Source organism: Curtobacterium sp. VKM Ac-1395 (assembly GCF_015350975.1).
GTDB lineage: Bacteria > Actinomycetota > Actinomycetes > Actinomycetales > Microbacteriaceae > Curtobacterium.
The window spans coordinates 336,853-353,423 of record NZ_JADKRX010000002.1; the positions used below are offsets into that span (position 1 = coordinate 336,853).

A 16,571-nucleotide genomic window follows, 5' to 3' on the forward strand; every position below is an offset into this window, starting at 1 on the left:
GCCTCCGGTCACTCCATCCGGAAGTCGAAGCCGTCGTTGCGGGAGAGTCGCCCCGCCGCGCGGACGAAGCGCAGTCCCTTGCCGAGGGTCCCGTCGGCGGCCGTGACGTTCTGCTCCTCGGCCTCGCGGATGCGCCAGGCGAGGTCCGTGCCGCGGGCGTCGTAGGCGACCCGCTCCATCGCCTCGACCACCCGGCGCTCGGCGTCGGCGTCGACCTGCCGTGCGGTGGGCACGGGGTCGTCGGTCGACGCCGGGGCCGCCGGGTCGTCCGCGGGCGAGCCGCTCCGCGCGGCGGTGAGCAGCACCGCGCCGGCAGCCGCCACGCCCGCGAGGGCGTCGCCGTGCGTCAGTCCGAGGCCGCCGGACATGACCAGCTCGATGTCCACGGTGACCGGCGTGCCGTGGTCGAGCCGTGCCAGTCGGACCTGGCCGCGGCCGCCGCCGTTGTCCCAGCGCACGACGTCGCCGTGCGACAGGAAGAGCGCGAAGTCCATCACCTCGAGGACGTCCTCGAGCTCCCGGATCACGTCGGGCAGCGGTGCACCGGCGTCGGGGGCGAACACGACCTGCACCAGGATGGACTCCGGATCGACATCGGTCATGCCAGCAGCCTAAGTGGACCCGTCGAGCGCCGGTAGGCTCGTCGTGTGACGATCCGCATCTCGCCGAGCATCCTGTCCGCCGACTTCGCGAACCTCGAGCGTGAGCTCGGGCGCATCGCCACCGCCGACCTGGTGCACGTCGACGTCATGGACAACCACTTCGTGCCGAACCTGACGCTCGGGCTGCCGATCGTCGAGCGGCTGCAGCAGGTGTCACCCGTGCCGCTCGACGTCCACCTGATGATCACCGACGCCGACACCGAGGCCCCGAAGTACGCCGAGCTCGGGGTGTCCAGCGTGACGTTCCACCTCGAAGCCGCGACCGACCCGGTGGCGACCGCCGCAGCGATCCGGTCGAACGGCGCCCGTGCCGCGGTCGCGGTGAAGCCCGGCACGCCGATCACCCCCGTGCTCGCGCACCTCGACGCCTACGACATGATCCTGCTCATGACGGTCGAGCCCGGGTTCGGCGGTCAGTCCTTCATGCCCGAGGTGATGCCGAAGCTCGCCGACGCCCGCGCGGCCGTCGACGCCTCGGGGCTCGACGTCTGGCTCGAGGTCGACGGCGGCATCGCGGTCGACACCGTGCCCCAGGCCGTGCGGAGCGGGGCCGACACCCTGGTCGCCGGGTCCGCGGTCTACGGCGGCGACCCCGAGTCCCGCATCCGTGACCTCCGTGACGCGGCGCAGCGTGCGCTCGCGGGACGGTAGCCTGGTCCCGTGAAGACGTTCGACGAGCTGTTCGCGGAGCTGACCGAGAAGGCCGCATCGCGCCCCGAGGGCTCCGGCACCGTCGCCGAACTGGACGCCGGCGTGCACCAGATCGGCAAGAAGATCGTGGAAGAGGCCGCCGAGGTCTGGATGGCCGCCGAGTACGAGGGCGACGTCCGCACGGCCGAGGAGATCTCGCAGCTCGTGTACCACCTGCAGGTGCTCATGGTCGCGAAGGGCCTCACCCCTGCGGACGTCTGGCGACATCTGTGACGCGCTGACCAGTCGCCGACCTCCACCAGAAAGCAGACCACCTGATGCTGCGCATCGCCGTGCCCAACAAGGGCTCGCTCTCCGAGACCGCCTCCGAGATGCTGCGGGAGGCCGGCTACGCCGGTCGTCGTGACCCGAAGGCCCTCCACCTCATCGACGAGCGCAACGGCGTGGAGTTCTTCTTCCTCCGTCCGCGCGACATCGCGACCTACGTCGGTTCCGGCGCGCTCGACGTCGGCATCACCGGCCGCGACCTGCTCCTCGACTCGGGGTCCCAGGCGCACGAGGTCGACGCCCTCGGGTTCGCCGACTCGACCTTCCGCTTCGCCGGCACGCCCGGACGCTTCGGTTCGCTGCAGGACCTCGACGGGGTCCGCGTCGCGACGAGCTACCCCGGCCTCGTGGGGGAGTTCCTCGGTCGCCACGGGGTGACCGCCACGCTCGTGCAGCTCGACGGTGCCGTGGAGAGCGCCGTGCGGCTCGGCGTCGCGGACGCGGTCGCCGACGTCGTCTCGACCGGCAGCACCCTGCGTCAGGCGGGCCTGGAGATCTTCGGGCCGGTCATCCTCGAGTCCACCGCGTTGCTGATCTCCACCGACGAGACCATCCCCGGCATCGACGTGCTCCGCCGTCGGCTGCAGGGCGTGCTCGTCGCCCGTGGCTACGTGATGCTCGACTACGACATCCCGACCGACCTGCTCGAGCAGGCGACCGCGATCGCGTCGGGCATCGAGTCCCCGACGGTCTCGCCGCTGCACGGGCGCGACTGGTCCGCCGTCCGCGTGATGATCCCGCGCGACGACGCCAACCTGATCATGGACGCGCTCTACGACCTCGGCGCCCGCGCCATCCTCGTGAGCCCCATCCACGCCGCACGCCTGTGAGCCCCGCCGTGGGCGGTGCCCGTGGCGGCGTCGCGGTCCGTGTCGTCCCGTGCCTCGACGTCTCGGGCGGCCGGGTGGTCAAGGGCGTCAACTTCCTCGACCTGCAGGACGCCGGCGACCCGGTCGAGCTCGCCGCGCGCTACTACGAGCAGGGCGCCGACGAGCTGACGTTCCTCGACGTCGGGGCCACGGTCGAGAACCGCTCGACGATGTACGACACGGTGACCAGGACGGCCGAGCAGGTCTTCATCCCGCTCACCGTCGGTGGTGGCGTCCGCAGTGTCGACGACGTGTCGCGGCTGCAGCAGTGCGGCGCGGACAAGATCGGCGTGAACAGCGCGGCCATCGCCCGGCCGGACCTGGTCGGGGAGATCGCCGACCGCTTCGGCGCGCAGGCCGTGGTGCTCTCGCTCGACGTCAAGCGCTCCGACCGCACCGACTCCGGCTTCGTCGTGACGACCCACGGCGGCCGCATGGAGACCGACATCGACGCCGTCGCCTGGGCGCGCGAGGCCGTCGAGCGGGGCGCCGGTGAGCTGCTCGTGAACTCGATCGACGCCGACGGCACGAAGAACGGCTTCGACCTCGACCTGGTCCGTGCCGTGCGCGCCGTGTCGACCGTGCCGGTGATCGCATCCGGCGGTGCCGGGCGGGTCGAGCACTTCGCACCGGCCGTCGACGCCGGTGCAGACGCCGTCCTCGCCGCCAGCGTGTTCCACCGCGCGGAGATGACCATCGGCGACGTCAAGGACGCTCTGCGGGAGTCCGGGCACGCCGTACGCTAGGAGCCTCATGACCGACAGCACCAGCACCAGCACCAGCACCGAGGCGGTCCTCGACCGCGCGCGCTTCGGTGCGGACGGCCTGCTCCCGGCAGTCGTGCAAGAAGAGTCCTCGAAGGACGTCCTCATGCTCGGCTACATGGACCGCGAAGCCCTCCGCCGCACCCTGACCGAGGGGCGGGTGACCTTCTGGTCCCGCTCGCGGCAGGAGTACTGGCGGAAGGGCGACACCTCCGGGCACGCCCAGTACGTGCGGGCAGCCGCGCTCGACTGCGACGACGACACCCTCCTGGTGACCGTCCAGCAGGTCGGTGCCGCGTGCCACACCGGTGCCCACCGCTGCTTCGACGTCGACCCGCTCGACCCCGTGACCGCGTCGGCCCCGGTCGCCGACGCGACGGTCGCCGACGTGACGGAGGCGACCCGATGACCACGACGACCGCCCCGTCGTCCGCGACGATCCCCGACAAGCCGCACACGACCTCCCGTCCGGAGTTCGACGCCCTGGTGGCGGACGGCCACCGTGTCGTCCCGGTGGTGCGCGCCCTCTACGCCGACAGCGAGACCCCGGTCGGCGTCTACCGGAAGCTCGCCGACGGCCGCCCCGGGTCGTTCCTGCTCGAGTCCGCCGGCCAGGGCGGGCTGTGGTCCCGCTGGTCGTTCGTCGGTGTGCGCAGCTACGGCGTCCTGACGCAGGACGGCGACCAGGCCGCGTGGATCGACACCGGCATGAGCGCCGACCGTGCCGTCGGCTCGCTCGACGGCGCGCCGCTCGAGGTCCTCGCCCGGCTCCACGAGCGCTGGGCCACCCCCCGCGTCCCGGGCACCCCGCCGCTCGTCGGCGGGACGGTCGGGTTCATCGGATGGGAGGCGGTCCGGCAGCTGGAGCACCTGCCGAACGTGCCGCCGGCCGACTTCGAGGTGCCCGGGCAGTCACTCGCCTTCGTCGCCGAGCTCGCCGCCCTCGACCACCGCACCGGACTCGTCCTGCTCGTCGCGAGTGCCCTGAACGACGGCACCGACGACGCCGACGCGCTCTGGACCGGAGCGCAGGAGCGCCTCGACCGGATGCAGGCCGACCTCGTGCAGCCGAGCCCGGCCACCGTCGCCGAGGCCTTCGACATCGCCGAGCCCACCGCCAGGCACCGCACGACCCCGGACGACTACATGGCTTCCGTCGTGCGGTCGAAGGACTTCATCCGCGACGGCGACGTCTTCCAGGTCGTCATCTCGCAGCGGTTCGACCACGACGTCACGGCCGACCCGCTCGACGTCTACCGGGTGCTCCGCACGCTCAACCCGAGCCCGTACATGTACTTCCTGTCCATGGCGGACACCGAGGGCGAGCCGTTCTGGATCGTCGGCGCTTCCCCGGAGGCACTGGTCAAGGTGCAGGACGGGCGGGTCATCACGCACCCGATCGCCGGGTCCCGCCCGCGTGGGGCGACCCCGGAAGAGGACGTGCGCCTCGGCGAGGACCTGCTCGACGACCCCAAGGAGCGGGCCGAGCACCTGATGCTCGTGGACCTGTCCCGCAACGACCTGCAGAAGGTGTGCGAGCCCGGCACCGTCGCGGTGACCGAGTTCATGACCGTCGAGCGCTTCAGCCACATCATGCACCTGGTGTCGAGCGTCGAGGGCGTCGTGCGTCCCGAGCAGTCGGCGATCGACGTGTTCCGGGCGACGTTCCCGGCCGGCACGCTCTCCGGGGCGCCGAAGCCGCGCGCGCTGGAGATCATCGACGAGCTCGAGCCGGCCAAGCGCGGGGCGTACGCCGGGGTCGTCGGCTACTTCGACTTCGCCGGGGACGCCGACCTGGCGATCGCGATCCGGACGGCGCTCATCAAGGACGGCGTCGCGCGGGTGCAGGCCGGAGCGGGGCTCGTCGCCGACTCCGACCCGGCGACCGAGCACGCCGAGGCCGTCAACAAGGCCGCGGCGCCGCTCCGGGCCGTCGCCACCGCGAACCGCATGCGCGAGGTCCGGTCATGAAGCGCTCCCGTCCGCTCGTCGTCGTGCTCGGCCTGGCGGTCGCCGGCATCGTGATGCTCTCGTGGACGCAGACGTGGTTCACGCTCCGCCTGGACGCCGACGCCGCCGTGACCCCGACGGTCGTCGCCGACGGGGCCGCTGCGGTCCCGCAGTTCACCGCACTGGCGATCGCCCTGCTCGCGCTGTTCCTCGCCATGACCATCGCCGGTCGGGTCGTCCGGGTCGTCCTCGCCGGCATCGAGATCCTGCTCGGCCTCGGCATCGTCGTGTCCGGGGTGTCCGCGCTCAGCGACCCGGTCTCGGCGGCGCGCGGTGCCGTCGGTGAGGTCGCCGGCGTCAGTGACCTGGGTGCGGTGCGGCGCATCGTGACCAGCGTCGACGTGACCGCGTGGCCGGCCGTCGGCATCGCCGGGGGCGTCCTCGCGGTGCTGCTCGGGGTCGTCGTGCTCGTCGTGCAGCGGTCCTGGCCGGGCCCGAGCCGCAAGTACGCGGCCACGCCCACCGCGACCGCGCCGACGTCGGCTCCGGTCCAGCGTGACGCGATCGTCGACTGGGACGACCTCAGCGCCGGGCTCGACCCGACGGACCCCGCCGACCCGGTCACCGTGACCGAGGCCGACCCGGTCCCCGTGACCGAGACGGACAGCCTCGGCACGGTAGGATCAGACACGCGTCGTACGACCGACGACGCCCACGACCACGAGGAGCACCGTGAGCACCACTGAGCCCGCAGATCTCGGCGAAGGCCACTCGCCGGCAGCCTGGACGTCCGTCATCATCATGCTGGCTGGCTTCGCGATCGGGACACTGTGCTTCTGGTTCGACATCGCGTGGGGCGTCTGGGCGTCCGCCGGGATCGTCGTGATCGGCCTCATCGTCGGCTGGGTCATGGGGCGTGCCGGCTACGGCGTCAACGGTCCGAAGTACGTCGGCAAGCACCACAACGAGTAGGGCGAGCATGCCGAACGTGCTCGAGACCCTCGTCGCGGGCGCGCTCGAGGACGCCGCCACCCGTCGCCTCGACCGTCCGTACGCCGACGTCGAACGTGACCTCGACCGTGTGACCTCCCCGCTCGACGCCCTCGACTTCCTGTCGGCAGGGGAGCGCGTGAAGGTCCTCGCCGAGGTCAAGCGCGCCAGCCCCTCCCGCGGGTCCATGGCCCCGATCGAGGACCCGGCCGCCCTCGCCGCCGACTACGAGCGCGGCGGTGCCTCGGCGATCAGCGTGCTGACCGAAGGCCGGAAGTTCCTCGGGTCGCTCGCCGACCTCGAAGCCGTCAAGGCGCGCGTGTCGGTGCCGGTGCTCCGCAAGGACTTCATCGCCGACCCCTACCAGGTCGTCGAGGCCCGTGCGGCGGGGGCGGACATCGTCCTGCTCATCGTCGCCGCACTCGACCAGGCCCAGCTCGTGGAGCTGCACGGCCTGGCCGAGGAGCTCGGCATGCGCGTCCTGGTCGAGGCCCACTCCGCGGACGAGCTGTCCCGCGGGATCGACGCCGGCGCCCGGATCCTCGGCGTCAACGCCCGGGACCTCACCGACTTCTCGCTCGACCGCGACCTCTTCGGTTCCCTGGCCGACCGCATCCCCACCGGTGTGGTCCGGGTCGCCGAGTCCGCCGTGTCGAGCCCCGCCGACGTCGCGCACTACCGGGCAGCCGGAGCCGACGTCGTCCTCGTCGGGGAGGCGCTGGTCACCGGCGCCGACCCGGCCGCAACGCTCGCGTCGTTCCTCGACGCCTGACCACCCCGTCCGCTCGGCGTCCGCGCCGGGCACCCCTGGAGCACCATCGTGACCTCACTCCGTGACCTCCACGGCCCGTACTTCGGCGACTTCGGCGGACGCTTCGTCCCCGAGTCCCTCGTGCTGGCCCTCGACGAACTCGAAGCCGCCTTCCGCGAGGCCTGGGCAGACCCGGCCTTCCACGAGGAGCTCGACACCCTGCAGCGCGACTACACCGGTCGCCCGTCGATCATCACCGAGGTGCCGCGCTTCGCCAAGCACGCCGGTGGTGCCCGGGTGATCCTCAAGCGCGAGGACCTCAACCACACCGGTTCGCACAAGATCAACAACGTGCTCGGCCAGGCGCTCGTCGCCAAGCGCCTCGGCAAGACCCGCCTCATCGCGGAGACCGGCGCCGGCCAGCACGGCGTGGCCACCGCGACGGCCGCAGCGCTCTTCGGCATGGACTGCGTCGTGTACATGGGCGCCGTCGACACCGACCGCCAGGCGCTCAACGTCGCCAGGATGCGGCTGCTCGGCGCCGAGGTGATCCCCGTCGAGACGGGGTCGCGCACCCTGAAGGACGCCATCAACGACGCCCTCCGCGACTGGGTCGCCAACGTCGACTCGACGCACTACCTGCTCGGCACCGTCGCCGGTCCGCACCCGTTCCCGGAGATGGTCCGCGAGTTCCACAAGGTGATCGGGGTGGAGGCCCGCGAGCAGGTCCTCGACCTCGTCGGTCGCCTGCCCGACGCCGTCGCCGCGTGCGTCGGCGGCGGGTCGAACGCGATGGGCATCTTCGAGGCCTTCCTCGACGACGAGTCCGTGCGGCTCCTCGGGTACGAGGCCGGCGGCGACGGCGTCGAGACCGGCCGTCACGCGGCGAGCATCACCCTCGGCCGCGAGGGCGTGCTGCAGGGCGCCAAGTCGTACCTCATGCAGGACGAGGACGGCCAGACGATCGAGAGCCACAGCATCTCCGCCGGCCTCGACTACCCGAGCGTCGGCCCGGAGCACGCCTACCTGGCGTCCATCGGCCGTGCGCAGTACGAGCCCATCACCGACACCGAGGCGATGGAGGCCTTCCGTCTGCTGAGCCAGACCGAGGGCATCATCCCGGCGATCGAGTCGTCCCACGCCCTCGCCGGGGTGATCAAGCTCGGCAAGGAGCTCGGCCCCGACGGCGTCATCCTGGTGAACCTCTCCGGGCGCGGCGACAAGGACGTGGCCTCGGCCAGCCGGTACTTCGGCATCCTCGACGAGACTGCGGAGCAGCTGTGAGCACGAACCGGACCGTCGCCACCACGATCGACCAGGCGAACACCGACCGCGCGGGTGCGGTCGTCGGCTACCTGCCCGCCGGCTTCCCGACGCTCGAGACCAGCATCGACGCCGCCGTGGCCCTGGCCGAGAACGGCGTGGACGTCATCGAGCTCGGCCTGCCGTACTCCGACCCCGTGATGGACGGCCCCGTCATCCAGCGCGCGGCCGAGGAGTCCCTGGCCAACGGCTTCCGCGTCGCGCAGGTCTTCGACGCCGTGCACGCCATCACCGAGCGCGTCGACGTCCCCGTCCTCGTGATGACGTACTGGAACCCGGTGCTCCGGTACGGCGTCGAGCGCTTCGCCGACGACCTGGTGCAGTCCGGGGCCGCCGGCCTGATCACGCCCGACCTCATCCCCGACGAGGCCCGCGCGTGGATGGACGCCTCCGAGCGCACCGGTCTCGACCGCGTGTTCCTCGCGGCACCGTCCTCGTCCGACGTCCGCATGCACCAGGCCGTCGAGGCCAGCCGCGGGTTCGTGTACGCCGTCTCGACGATGGGCGTCACCGGTGCCCGCCTCGGTGTCGACGTCGCCGCCCGCACGGTCGTCTCCCGACTCCGTGACGCGGGCGTCGCCCGCACCTGCGTCGGGCTCGGCATCTCCACCGCCGACCAGGTCGCCGAAGTCCTCGAGTACGCCGACGGCGCCATCGTCGGGTCGGCCTTCGTCCGCGCCCTCGCCGACCTCGGCGTCACCGGCGTCGGGCAGCGGGCCGCCGAGCTGACGGTCGGTGCCCAGCGCCGCTGAGCAGCAGCAGTCCCGGACGGGAGGCCCGGTGCGGGTGAGCAGACCCGCTCACCCGCACCGGGCCTCCCGTCCACACCGCATCACGGTTCCCACAGACAGCGCCGTCGGTTCCTGACCACCGGACCAGCCGCGCTACAGTGATCCGGGGTCGACGCGGGTCGACCCACCGCCCGGCCGCACCGGCTGCGCAGCAACGAAAGGCGAGAGCACCTCCATGCCCCTCCTGAGCATCCCGAGCCCCAGCACGGCCTGGCAGTACTTCGACCTCACCGCCTGGCTGCGCGACGTGTTCGGCTGGTCGCTGCCGCTGGACTTCCGCATCCACGCGTACGCGATCTGCATCCTCCTGGGGATCGTCGCCGCCGTGATCCTGACGAACCGCCGTCTGAACGCCCGCGGCGTCGAGCGCTGGATCATCATCGACATCGCGATCTGGGCGGTGCCGTTCGGCATCGTCGGCGGTCGGCTCTTCCACGTCCTGACGCACTTCAGCGACTACTTCGGTCCCGGGCGCGACCCGTGGTCCTTCCTCTACATCTGGGAGGGCGGCCTGGCGATCTTCGGGGCGCTCATCCTCGGCTCGGTCGGCGCGTACTTCGGCTGCCGCCAGGTCGGGCTGCGCTTCACCGCGTTCCTCGACGCCGTCGCCCCGGCGATGCTGCTCGCACAGGCCTTCGGCCGCCTCGGCAACTACTTCAACCACGAGCTGTTCGGCATGCCGACGAGCCTGCCGTGGGGTCTGCAGATCGAGTCCTCGAACGCCGCGTACCCGACCGGTCTGCCCGAGGGCACGCTGTTCCACCCGACGTTCCTCTACGAGATCATCTGGAACGTCGTCGGCGTCGCGGTGATCCTGCTCATCGACCGCCGGTTCCGGCTGCAGTGGGGCCGGGTGCTCGCGCTCTACCTCATCTGGTACGGCATCGGTCGCTCCGTCCTCGAGTCGATTCGCGTCGACACGAGCGAGACCTTCTTCGGCGTCCGCACCAACGTCTGGGTCGCGTTCGCCGCGATCCTGATCGGCATCGTCGTCTTCGTGGTGCAGTCCCGTCGGCACACCGGCAAGGAACCGAGCCCGTACCTGCCTGGTCGCGAGCCGCGAGCGAAGTCCGTAGACTCGGACGACACCTACTCGGAGCACGACGACGACGTCCCCGTCGGCGCCGGGTCCGGACCGGTCGCCACAGCAGTCGATCGTTCCTGAGGCGGCGGCCCCCGCGCCGTCACCCCACCAGCACCACTCCCAACGGGTCTGCCACAAGCGGTCCCCATCCTCCGCACGGCGTCCGGGCAACCACCGCTGACGCCGCGCACGGGCACCAGTTCCGCCCACTTCGGGCCCGCCCTCCTCGGGCGGAACGCACCACCGGGCCACCGCTGTCCCTGTTCCACTTCCTCGTGAGGACGGTTCCCCATGGCGCTCCTGCCACCCCAGTCCACGGCACCGGCCGAGCTCCTGCCGGCGCACCAGCGGTTCTCGGCCGTGCCGAAGGCCACCGGGATGTACGACCCGGCGAACGAGAAGGACGCCTGCGGTCTCGCGATGGTGGCGACGCTCCGCGGCACCCCCGGGCACGACATCGTCGACGCCGCACTCGGTGCGCTGCGCAACCTCGAGCACCGCGGTGCCGTCGGGTCCGACGCGGGCACCGGCGACGGCGCGGGCATCCTCTGCCAGGTGCCGGACGCCTTCCTGCGTGACGCCGTGCCGTTCGAGCTGCCCGCCGCGGGGGAGTACGCCGTCGGCACCGCCTACCTGCCGTTGAACGACGACGACCGCGCTGCCGTGAAGGCCGCGATCGAGGCCACCGCGGACGACGAGGGCCTCCGCGTCCTCGGGTGGCGCGAGGTCCCGGTCCGCCCGGAGGTCCTCGGCACCCTGGCGCGCGCCGCGATGCCGGCGTTCGAACAGCTCTTCGTCGCGTCGACCCGCCACGACGACCAGGGCGCCGCGTGGAACGGCATCGCGCTCGACCGCCAGGCGTTCCGCATGCGCAAGCGCGTCGAGCGTGAGCGCGAGGTCTACTTCATGTCGCTGTCGGCCCGGACCATGGTCTACAAGGGCATGGTCACGACGCTGCAGCTCGAGCCCTTCTACCCCGACCTCAGCGACGAGCGCTTCGCCTCGAAGCTGGCGATCGTGCACTCCCGGTACTCGACGAACACGTTCCCGTCGTGGCCCCTCGCGCAGCCGTTCCGCACGCTGGCGCACAACGGCGAGATCAACACCGTCCGCGGCAACCGGAACTGGATGCGTGCGCGGCAGTCCCAGCTCGAGAGCGACCTGCTCGGCGACATGGCACCGCTGCTGCCGATCGTCAGCCCCGGCGCGAGCGACTCGGCGTCGTTCGACGAGACCCTCGAGCTCCTGACCCTGTCCGGCCGGTCGCTCCCGCACGCGGTGTCGATGATGGTGCCGGAGGCGTGGGAGAACCAGCTCGACATGGACCCCGACCTGCGGGCGTTCTACGAGTACCACTCGATGCTCATGGAGCCGTGGGACGGCCCCGCGGCCATCACCTTCACCGACGGCTCCCTCGTCGGTGCCACGCTCGACCGCAACGGGCTGCGGCCCGGACGGTTCCTGGTGACCGACGACGGGCTGATCGTGATGGGCTCGGAGACGGGCGTCATCGACGTGCCCGCGTCCAAGGTCGTCCGCAAGGGCCGCCTGCGCCCGGGCCGGCTGTTCCTCGTCGACACCGAGGCCGGCCGCATCATCGAGGACGACGAGGTCAAGCAGACCCTGGCGTCGTCGGGCCCGTGGAGCGAGTGGCTCGAAGCCGGGCGGATCAACCTCCGCGACCTCCCCGAGCGCGAGCACATCGTGCACACCCCGGCGTCGGTCACCCGTCGCCAGCGCGCCTTCGGCTACACGGAGGAAGAGGTCCGCATCCTGCTGCGGCCGATGGCCCAGGCGGGCGCCGAGCCCCTCGGCGCCATGGGGTCGGACACGCCCATCGCGGTGCTGTCCGAGCGTCCCCGGCTGCTCTTCGACTACTTCACGCAGCAGTTCGCGCAGGTCACGAACCCGCCGCTCGACTCGATCCGCGAGCAGGTCATCACGTCGATGGGCCTCGGGCTCGGTCCCGAGCGCAACCTGCTCGACGCCGGCCCCGAGCACGCCAAGCAGATCGTGCTCGACTTCCCGGTCATCGACAACGACCAGCTCGCCAAGGTGCAGCACTTCGAGAGCGAGTCCGGCCGCCACCTCACCGTGACGATCAAGGGCCTGTACCGCGTCGACGCCGGCGAGCAGGCCATGGAGCAGCGCCTCCAGGCCGTGTGTGACGAGGTCGACGAGGCCATCGAGTCCGGCAAGCAGTTCATCGTGCTGTCCGACCGCGACGGCAACGCCGAGTACGCGCCGATCCCGAGCCTGCTGCTGCTCGCCGCCGTGCACCACCACCTGATCCGGACCGAGCAGCGGATGACGGCCGGGCTCATCGTCGAGGCCGGCGACGTGCGCGAGGTCCACCACGTGGCGACGCTCATCGGGTACGGCGCCTCGGCGATCAACCCGTACCTCGCGATGGAGACCTGCGAGAACCTGGTCCGTTCCGGCATGATCAGCGGGATCACCCCCGAGCAGGCCGTCAAGAACGTGATCAAGGCGCTCGGCAAGGGCGTGCTGAAGATCATGTCGAAGATGGGCATCTCGACCGTGTCCAGCTACGCCGGCGCCCAGGCGTTCGAGGCCGTCGGGCTCAGCCAGGCGTTCGTCGACCGCTACTTCACCGGCACCTCGTCGATCCTCGGCGGTGTCGACATCGACGTCATCGCCAAGGAGAACGCCCAGCGGCACCAGCAGGCCTACCCGCTCGACGGCTCGGTCGTCGCGCACGAGCGCCTGCAGACCGGCGGCGAGTACCAGTGGCGCCGACAGGGTCCGCCGCACCTGTTCAACCCGGACACGGTGTTCCGCCTGCAGCACGCCACGCGCTCGCGCCGGTACGACATCTTCCGCGAGTACTCCAAGGCCGTGGACGACCAGGCCGAGGAGCTCATGACGCTCCGCGGGCTGTTCCGCTTCAAGCAGGGCGAGCGCACCCCGGTGTCGCTCGAGGACGTCGAGCCGATCGAGTCGATCGTCAAGCGGTTCAACACCGGCGCCATGTCGTACGGCTCCATCTCGAAGGAAGCCCACGAGACCCTGGCGATCGCGATGAACCGGCTCGGTGGCCGGTCGAACACGGGCGAGGGCGGCGAGGACGTCGACCGTCTGCTCGATCCCGAGCGTCGCAGCGCGATCAAGCAGGTCGCGTCGGGACGGTTCGGCGTGACGAGCATGTACCTGACCCACGCGACGGACATCCAGCTCAAGATGGCCCAGGGCGCCAAGCCGGGCGAGGGCGGCCAGCTGCCCCCGCAGAAGGTCTACCCCTGGGTGGCACGGACCCGGCACGCCACCGCCGGTGTCGGGCTCATCTCGCCGCCGCCGCACCACGACATCTACTCCATCGAGGACCTCAAGCAGCTGATCTTCGACGTCAAGCGCGCGAACCCCTCGGCGCGTGTCCACGTGAAGCTCGTCAGCCAGTCCGGCATCGGCGCGGTCGCGGCCGGCGTGACGAAGGCCCTGGCCGACGTCGTGCTCGTCTCCGGCCACGACGGCGGCACCGGGGCGTCCCCGCTGAACTCCCTGAAGCACGCCGGCACCCCGTGGGAGATCGGCCTCGCCGAGACGCAGCAGACGCTCATGCTGAACGGCATGCGCGACCGCGTGGTCGTGCAGGTCGACGGCCAGATGAAGACGGGCCGCGACGTCGTCGTCGCCGCGCTGCTCGGCGCCGAGGAGTACGGCTTCGCGACGGCACCGCTCGTCGTCGAGGGCTGCATCCTGATGCGCGTGTGCCACCTCGACACGTGCCCGGTCGGCGTCGCGACGCAGAACCCGGAGCTGCGCAAGCGGTTCTCCGGCAAGCCCGAGTTCGTCGTCAACTTCTTCGAGTTCATCGCCCAGGAGGTCCGGGAGCTCCTCGCCGAGCTCGGGTTCCGTACCCTCGACGAGGCGATCGGCCAGGCCGACGCCCTCGACGTCGACCGTGCCGTGCACCACTGGAAGGCGTCCGGCCTCGACCTGGCACCGGTCCTCGCCGGGCCGCAGTTCTCGCCTGACGAACCCCGTCGCCACCACCGCGAGCAGGACCACGAGCTCGAGCAGCACTTCGACGTGCAGCTCATCCACCGTGCGTCCGACGTGCTCGAGCACGGCGGGTCGCTCACGCTCGACCTGCCGATCCGCAACACGGAGCGCGCGGTCGGCACGATGCTCGGCCACGAGGTCACCCTGCGCCACGGCGAGAACGGGCTGCCGGCCGGGTCGATCGACATCACGCTGCGCGGGTCCGCGGGGCAGTCGCTCGGTGCCTTCCTGCCGGCGGGCATCACCCTGCGGCTCATCGGCGACAGCAACGACTACGTCGGCAAGGGCCTGTCGGGCGGCGACATCGTCGTGCGTCCGGCCGAGTCCAGCGGCTTCAAGCCGTCGGAGAACGTCATCGCCGGCAACGTCATCGGCTACGGCGCGACCCAGGGCAGCATGTTCATCCGCGGCATCGTGGGGGAGCGCTTCCTGGTCCGCAACTCCGGTGCCAGCGCCGTGGTCGAGGGCGTCGGCGACCACGCCCTCGAGTACATGACGGGCGGTCTGGCGGTCATCCTGGGCGAGACCGGGCGGAACCTCGGTGCCGGCATGTCCGGCGGTACCGCGTACGTCCGCGGCCTGCGCCGGGAGCACGTCAACACGGACGCGCTCGCGAGCGGCGAGCTCCGGCTCGAGCCGCTCGACAGCGCCGACGTCGAGATCGTCACCGATCTGCTCCGGCGGCACGCCGACGAGACCGGGTCGACCCTGGCCGCCGGGCTGCTCGAGTCCGGTGACCTCAGCGAGTTCGTGAAGGTGCTCCCGCGTGACTACGCGGCGGTGCTCGAGACCCGCAGACAGGCCGTCGACGAGGGGCTCGACCCCGACGGCGACATCGTGTGGAACAGGATCATGGAGGTGACCGCAGGTGGCTGACCCCAAGGGGTTCCTGAAGGTCCAGGAACGAGAACTGCCGCCCCGGCGGCCCGTGCCCGTGCGGCTCATGGACTGGAAAGAGGTCTACGAGCAGCAGGAGTCCGGCGCGCTGAAGCGACAGGCCGGCCGCTGCATGGACTGCGGCGTGCCGTTCTGTCACCAGGGCTGCCCGCTCGGCAACCTCATCCCGGAGTGGAACGACCTCACGTGGCGCGGCGAGGGCCGCCAGGCGATCGAGCGGCTCCACGCGACGAACAACTTCCCGGAGTTCACCGGTCGCCTCTGCCCGGCGCCCTGCGAGTCCTCCTGCGTGCTCGGCATCAACCAGCCGCCGGTGACCATCAAGCAGGTCGAGGTCTCGATCATCGACGAGGCCTACCAGCAGGGCTGGGTCACCCCGCACCCGCCCGAGCGGCTGACCGGCAAGACCGTCGCCGTCGTCGGCTCCGGCCCCGCCGGGCTGGCCGCCGCGCAGCAGCTCACGCGCGCCGGGCACACCGTCGCCGTCTACGAGCGCGACGACCGCATCGGTGGTCTGCTCCGCTACGGGATCCCGGACTTCAAGATGGAGAAGCGCCAGATCGACGCGCGCCTCGCCCAGATGCAGGCCGAGGGCACCCGCTTCCGTGCGGGCGTCGAGATCGGCCGTGACATCACCTGGGACGACCTGAAGTCCCGCTACGACGCCGTCGTCGTCGCCACCGGAGCCACCGTCCCGCGCGAGCTGGCGATCCCCGGGCGCGACCTCGAGGGCGTGCACTTCGCGATGGAGTACCTCGTGCAGCAGAACCGCGCGGGTGCCGGCACCGTCGTCGACAACCAGGTCACCGCCGAGGGCAAGCACGTCGTCGTCATCGGCGGCGGCGACACCGGTGCGGACTGCATCGGCACCGCACACCGACAGGGTGCCCTCAGCGTGACGAACCTGGCGATCGGCAAGCAGCCGCCCGTCGAGCGTCCGCAGGACCAGCCCTGGCCGATGTTCCCGACGCTCTACGAGGTCGCGAGCGCCCACGAGGAGGGCGGTGAGCGTACCTTCCTCGCGTCCACGGTCGAGTTCCTGTCCAACGACGCCGGCGAGGTCCGGGGTCTGCGCGTGGCGGAGACCGAGTACGTCGACGGCCGCCGCATCCCGAAGGCGGGCACCGAGCGCGAGATCCCCGCGGACCTCGTCCTCATCGCCATGGGCTTCACCGGCCCGGAGACCCACACGATCGAGCCGCAGCTCGGCCTGCCCGTGGACGCCTCCGGAGCGGTGGCCCGCCGGGCCGACTACACGACGAACGAGCCGGGCGTCTTCGTCGCCGGTGACGCCGGTCGTGGCCAGTCCCTCATCGTCTGGGCCATCGCCGAGGGCCGCGCGGCCGCGGCGAAGGTGGACGAGTACCTCGAGGGCACGACGATGCTCCCGGCTCCGGTCAAGGCGACCGACCGGGCGATCTCCGTCTGATGCACACCACAGGGTGAGCGGGAGGCCACCGGCACTCGATAGGGTGCTGGTGGCCTCCTC

At 71.4% G+C, this 16,571-nt stretch carries 15 protein-coding genes; 14 read left to right on the top strand and 1 reads right to left on the bottom strand.

What is annotated here, in order from left to right; genetic code table 11:
* Positions 1-8: 8 nt before the first annotated feature.
* The gene (locus ITJ68_RS06235) at positions 9-602 is read right to left on the bottom strand and encodes a hypothetical protein (RefSeq protein WP_194660432.1); all 594 of its coding nucleotides are present in this window, start codon (positions 600-602) and stop codon (positions 9-11) included.
* Positions 603-647: 45 nt separating this feature from the next.
* Here ITJ68_RS06235 and rpe point away from each other — a divergent pair, with 45 nt between their 5' ends.
* The 14 genes from rpe (at position 648) to ITJ68_RS06305 (ending at position 16,511) form a co-directional block, all read left to right on the top strand.
* On the top strand, positions 648-1,313 hold the full coding sequence (gene rpe / locus ITJ68_RS06240) for a ribulose-phosphate 3-epimerase (RefSeq protein WP_071275113.1): 666 nt from the start codon (positions 648-650) through the stop codon (positions 1,311-1,313).
* Between the two features lie 9 nt (positions 1,314-1,322).
* A complete protein-coding gene (locus ITJ68_RS06245; protein WP_071275117.1) occupies positions 1,323-1,586 on the top strand; it encodes a phosphoribosyl-ATP diphosphatase in 264 nt (87 codons plus the stop codon).
* Between the two features lie 44 nt (positions 1,587-1,630).
* On the top strand, positions 1,631-2,470 hold the full coding sequence (gene hisG, locus ITJ68_RS06250; protein WP_194660433.1) for an ATP phosphoribosyltransferase: 840 nt from the start codon (positions 1,631-1,633) through the stop codon (positions 2,468-2,470).
* Positions 2,467-3,255, top strand: coding sequence for an imidazole glycerol phosphate synthase subunit HisF (gene hisF, locus ITJ68_RS06255; RefSeq protein ID WP_323743237.1), 789 nt, complete (start codon positions 2,467-2,469; stop codon positions 3,253-3,255). The genes hisG and hisF overlap by 4 nt, the downstream gene beginning before the upstream one ends.
* Before the next feature lie 7 nt (positions 3,256-3,262).
* The gene (gene hisI, locus ITJ68_RS06260; protein WP_194660434.1) at positions 3,263-3,682 is read left to right on the top strand and encodes a phosphoribosyl-AMP cyclohydrolase; all 420 of its coding nucleotides are present in this window, start codon (positions 3,263-3,265) and stop codon (positions 3,680-3,682) included.
* Positions 3,679-5,244, top strand: coding sequence for an anthranilate synthase component I (locus ITJ68_RS06265; RefSeq protein ID WP_194660435.1), 1,566 nt, complete (start codon positions 3,679-3,681; stop codon positions 5,242-5,244). Before hisI ends, ITJ68_RS06265 begins: the two co-directional genes overlap by 4 nt.
* The gene (locus tag ITJ68_RS06270) at positions 5,241-5,969 is read left to right on the top strand and encodes a Trp biosynthesis-associated membrane protein (RefSeq protein WP_194660436.1); all 729 of its coding nucleotides are present in this window, start codon (positions 5,241-5,243) and stop codon (positions 5,967-5,969) included. Before ITJ68_RS06265 ends, ITJ68_RS06270 begins: the two co-directional genes overlap by 4 nt.
* Positions 5,956-6,195: a DUF6704 family protein gene (locus tag ITJ68_RS06275; protein ID WP_194660437.1), complete on the top strand. Its 240-nt coding sequence runs from the start codon at positions 5,956-5,958 to the stop codon at positions 6,193-6,195. Before ITJ68_RS06270 ends, ITJ68_RS06275 begins: the two co-directional genes overlap by 14 nt.
* A gap of 16 nt (positions 6,196-6,211) precedes the next feature.
* The gene (trpC, locus tag ITJ68_RS06280; protein WP_194660814.1) at positions 6,212-6,985 is read left to right on the top strand and encodes an indole-3-glycerol phosphate synthase TrpC; all 774 of its coding nucleotides are present in this window, start codon (positions 6,212-6,214) and stop codon (positions 6,983-6,985) included.
* A 48-nt stretch (positions 6,986-7,033) separates the two neighbouring features.
* On the top strand, positions 7,034-8,248 hold the full coding sequence (trpB, locus tag ITJ68_RS06285) for a tryptophan synthase subunit beta (protein WP_194660438.1): 1,215 nt from the start codon (positions 7,034-7,036) through the stop codon (positions 8,246-8,248).
* Positions 8,245-9,039: a tryptophan synthase subunit alpha gene (gene trpA, locus ITJ68_RS06290; RefSeq protein WP_194660439.1), complete on the top strand. Its 795-nt coding sequence runs from the start codon at positions 8,245-8,247 to the stop codon at positions 9,037-9,039. The genes trpB and trpA overlap by 4 nt, the downstream gene beginning before the upstream one ends.
* Positions 9,040-9,253: 214 nt before the next feature.
* Complete coding sequence (gene lgt / locus ITJ68_RS06295) at positions 9,254-10,243, top strand: prolipoprotein diacylglyceryl transferase (RefSeq protein ID WP_194660440.1); 990 nt, start codon at positions 9,254-9,256, stop codon at positions 10,241-10,243.
* Positions 10,244-10,540: 297 nt separating this feature from the next.
* Positions 10,541-15,061 carry a glutamate synthase large subunit gene (gene gltB / locus ITJ68_RS06300; protein WP_194660815.1) on the top strand — a complete coding sequence of 1,507 codons (4,521 nt, stop codon included), beginning with the start codon at positions 10,541-10,543 and terminating at the stop codon, positions 15,059-15,061.
* Positions 15,054-16,511, top strand: coding sequence for a glutamate synthase subunit beta (locus ITJ68_RS06305; RefSeq protein WP_194660441.1), 1,458 nt, complete (start codon positions 15,054-15,056; stop codon positions 16,509-16,511). Before gltB ends, ITJ68_RS06305 begins: the two co-directional genes overlap by 8 nt.
* Positions 16,512-16,571: the final 60 nt, after the last annotated feature.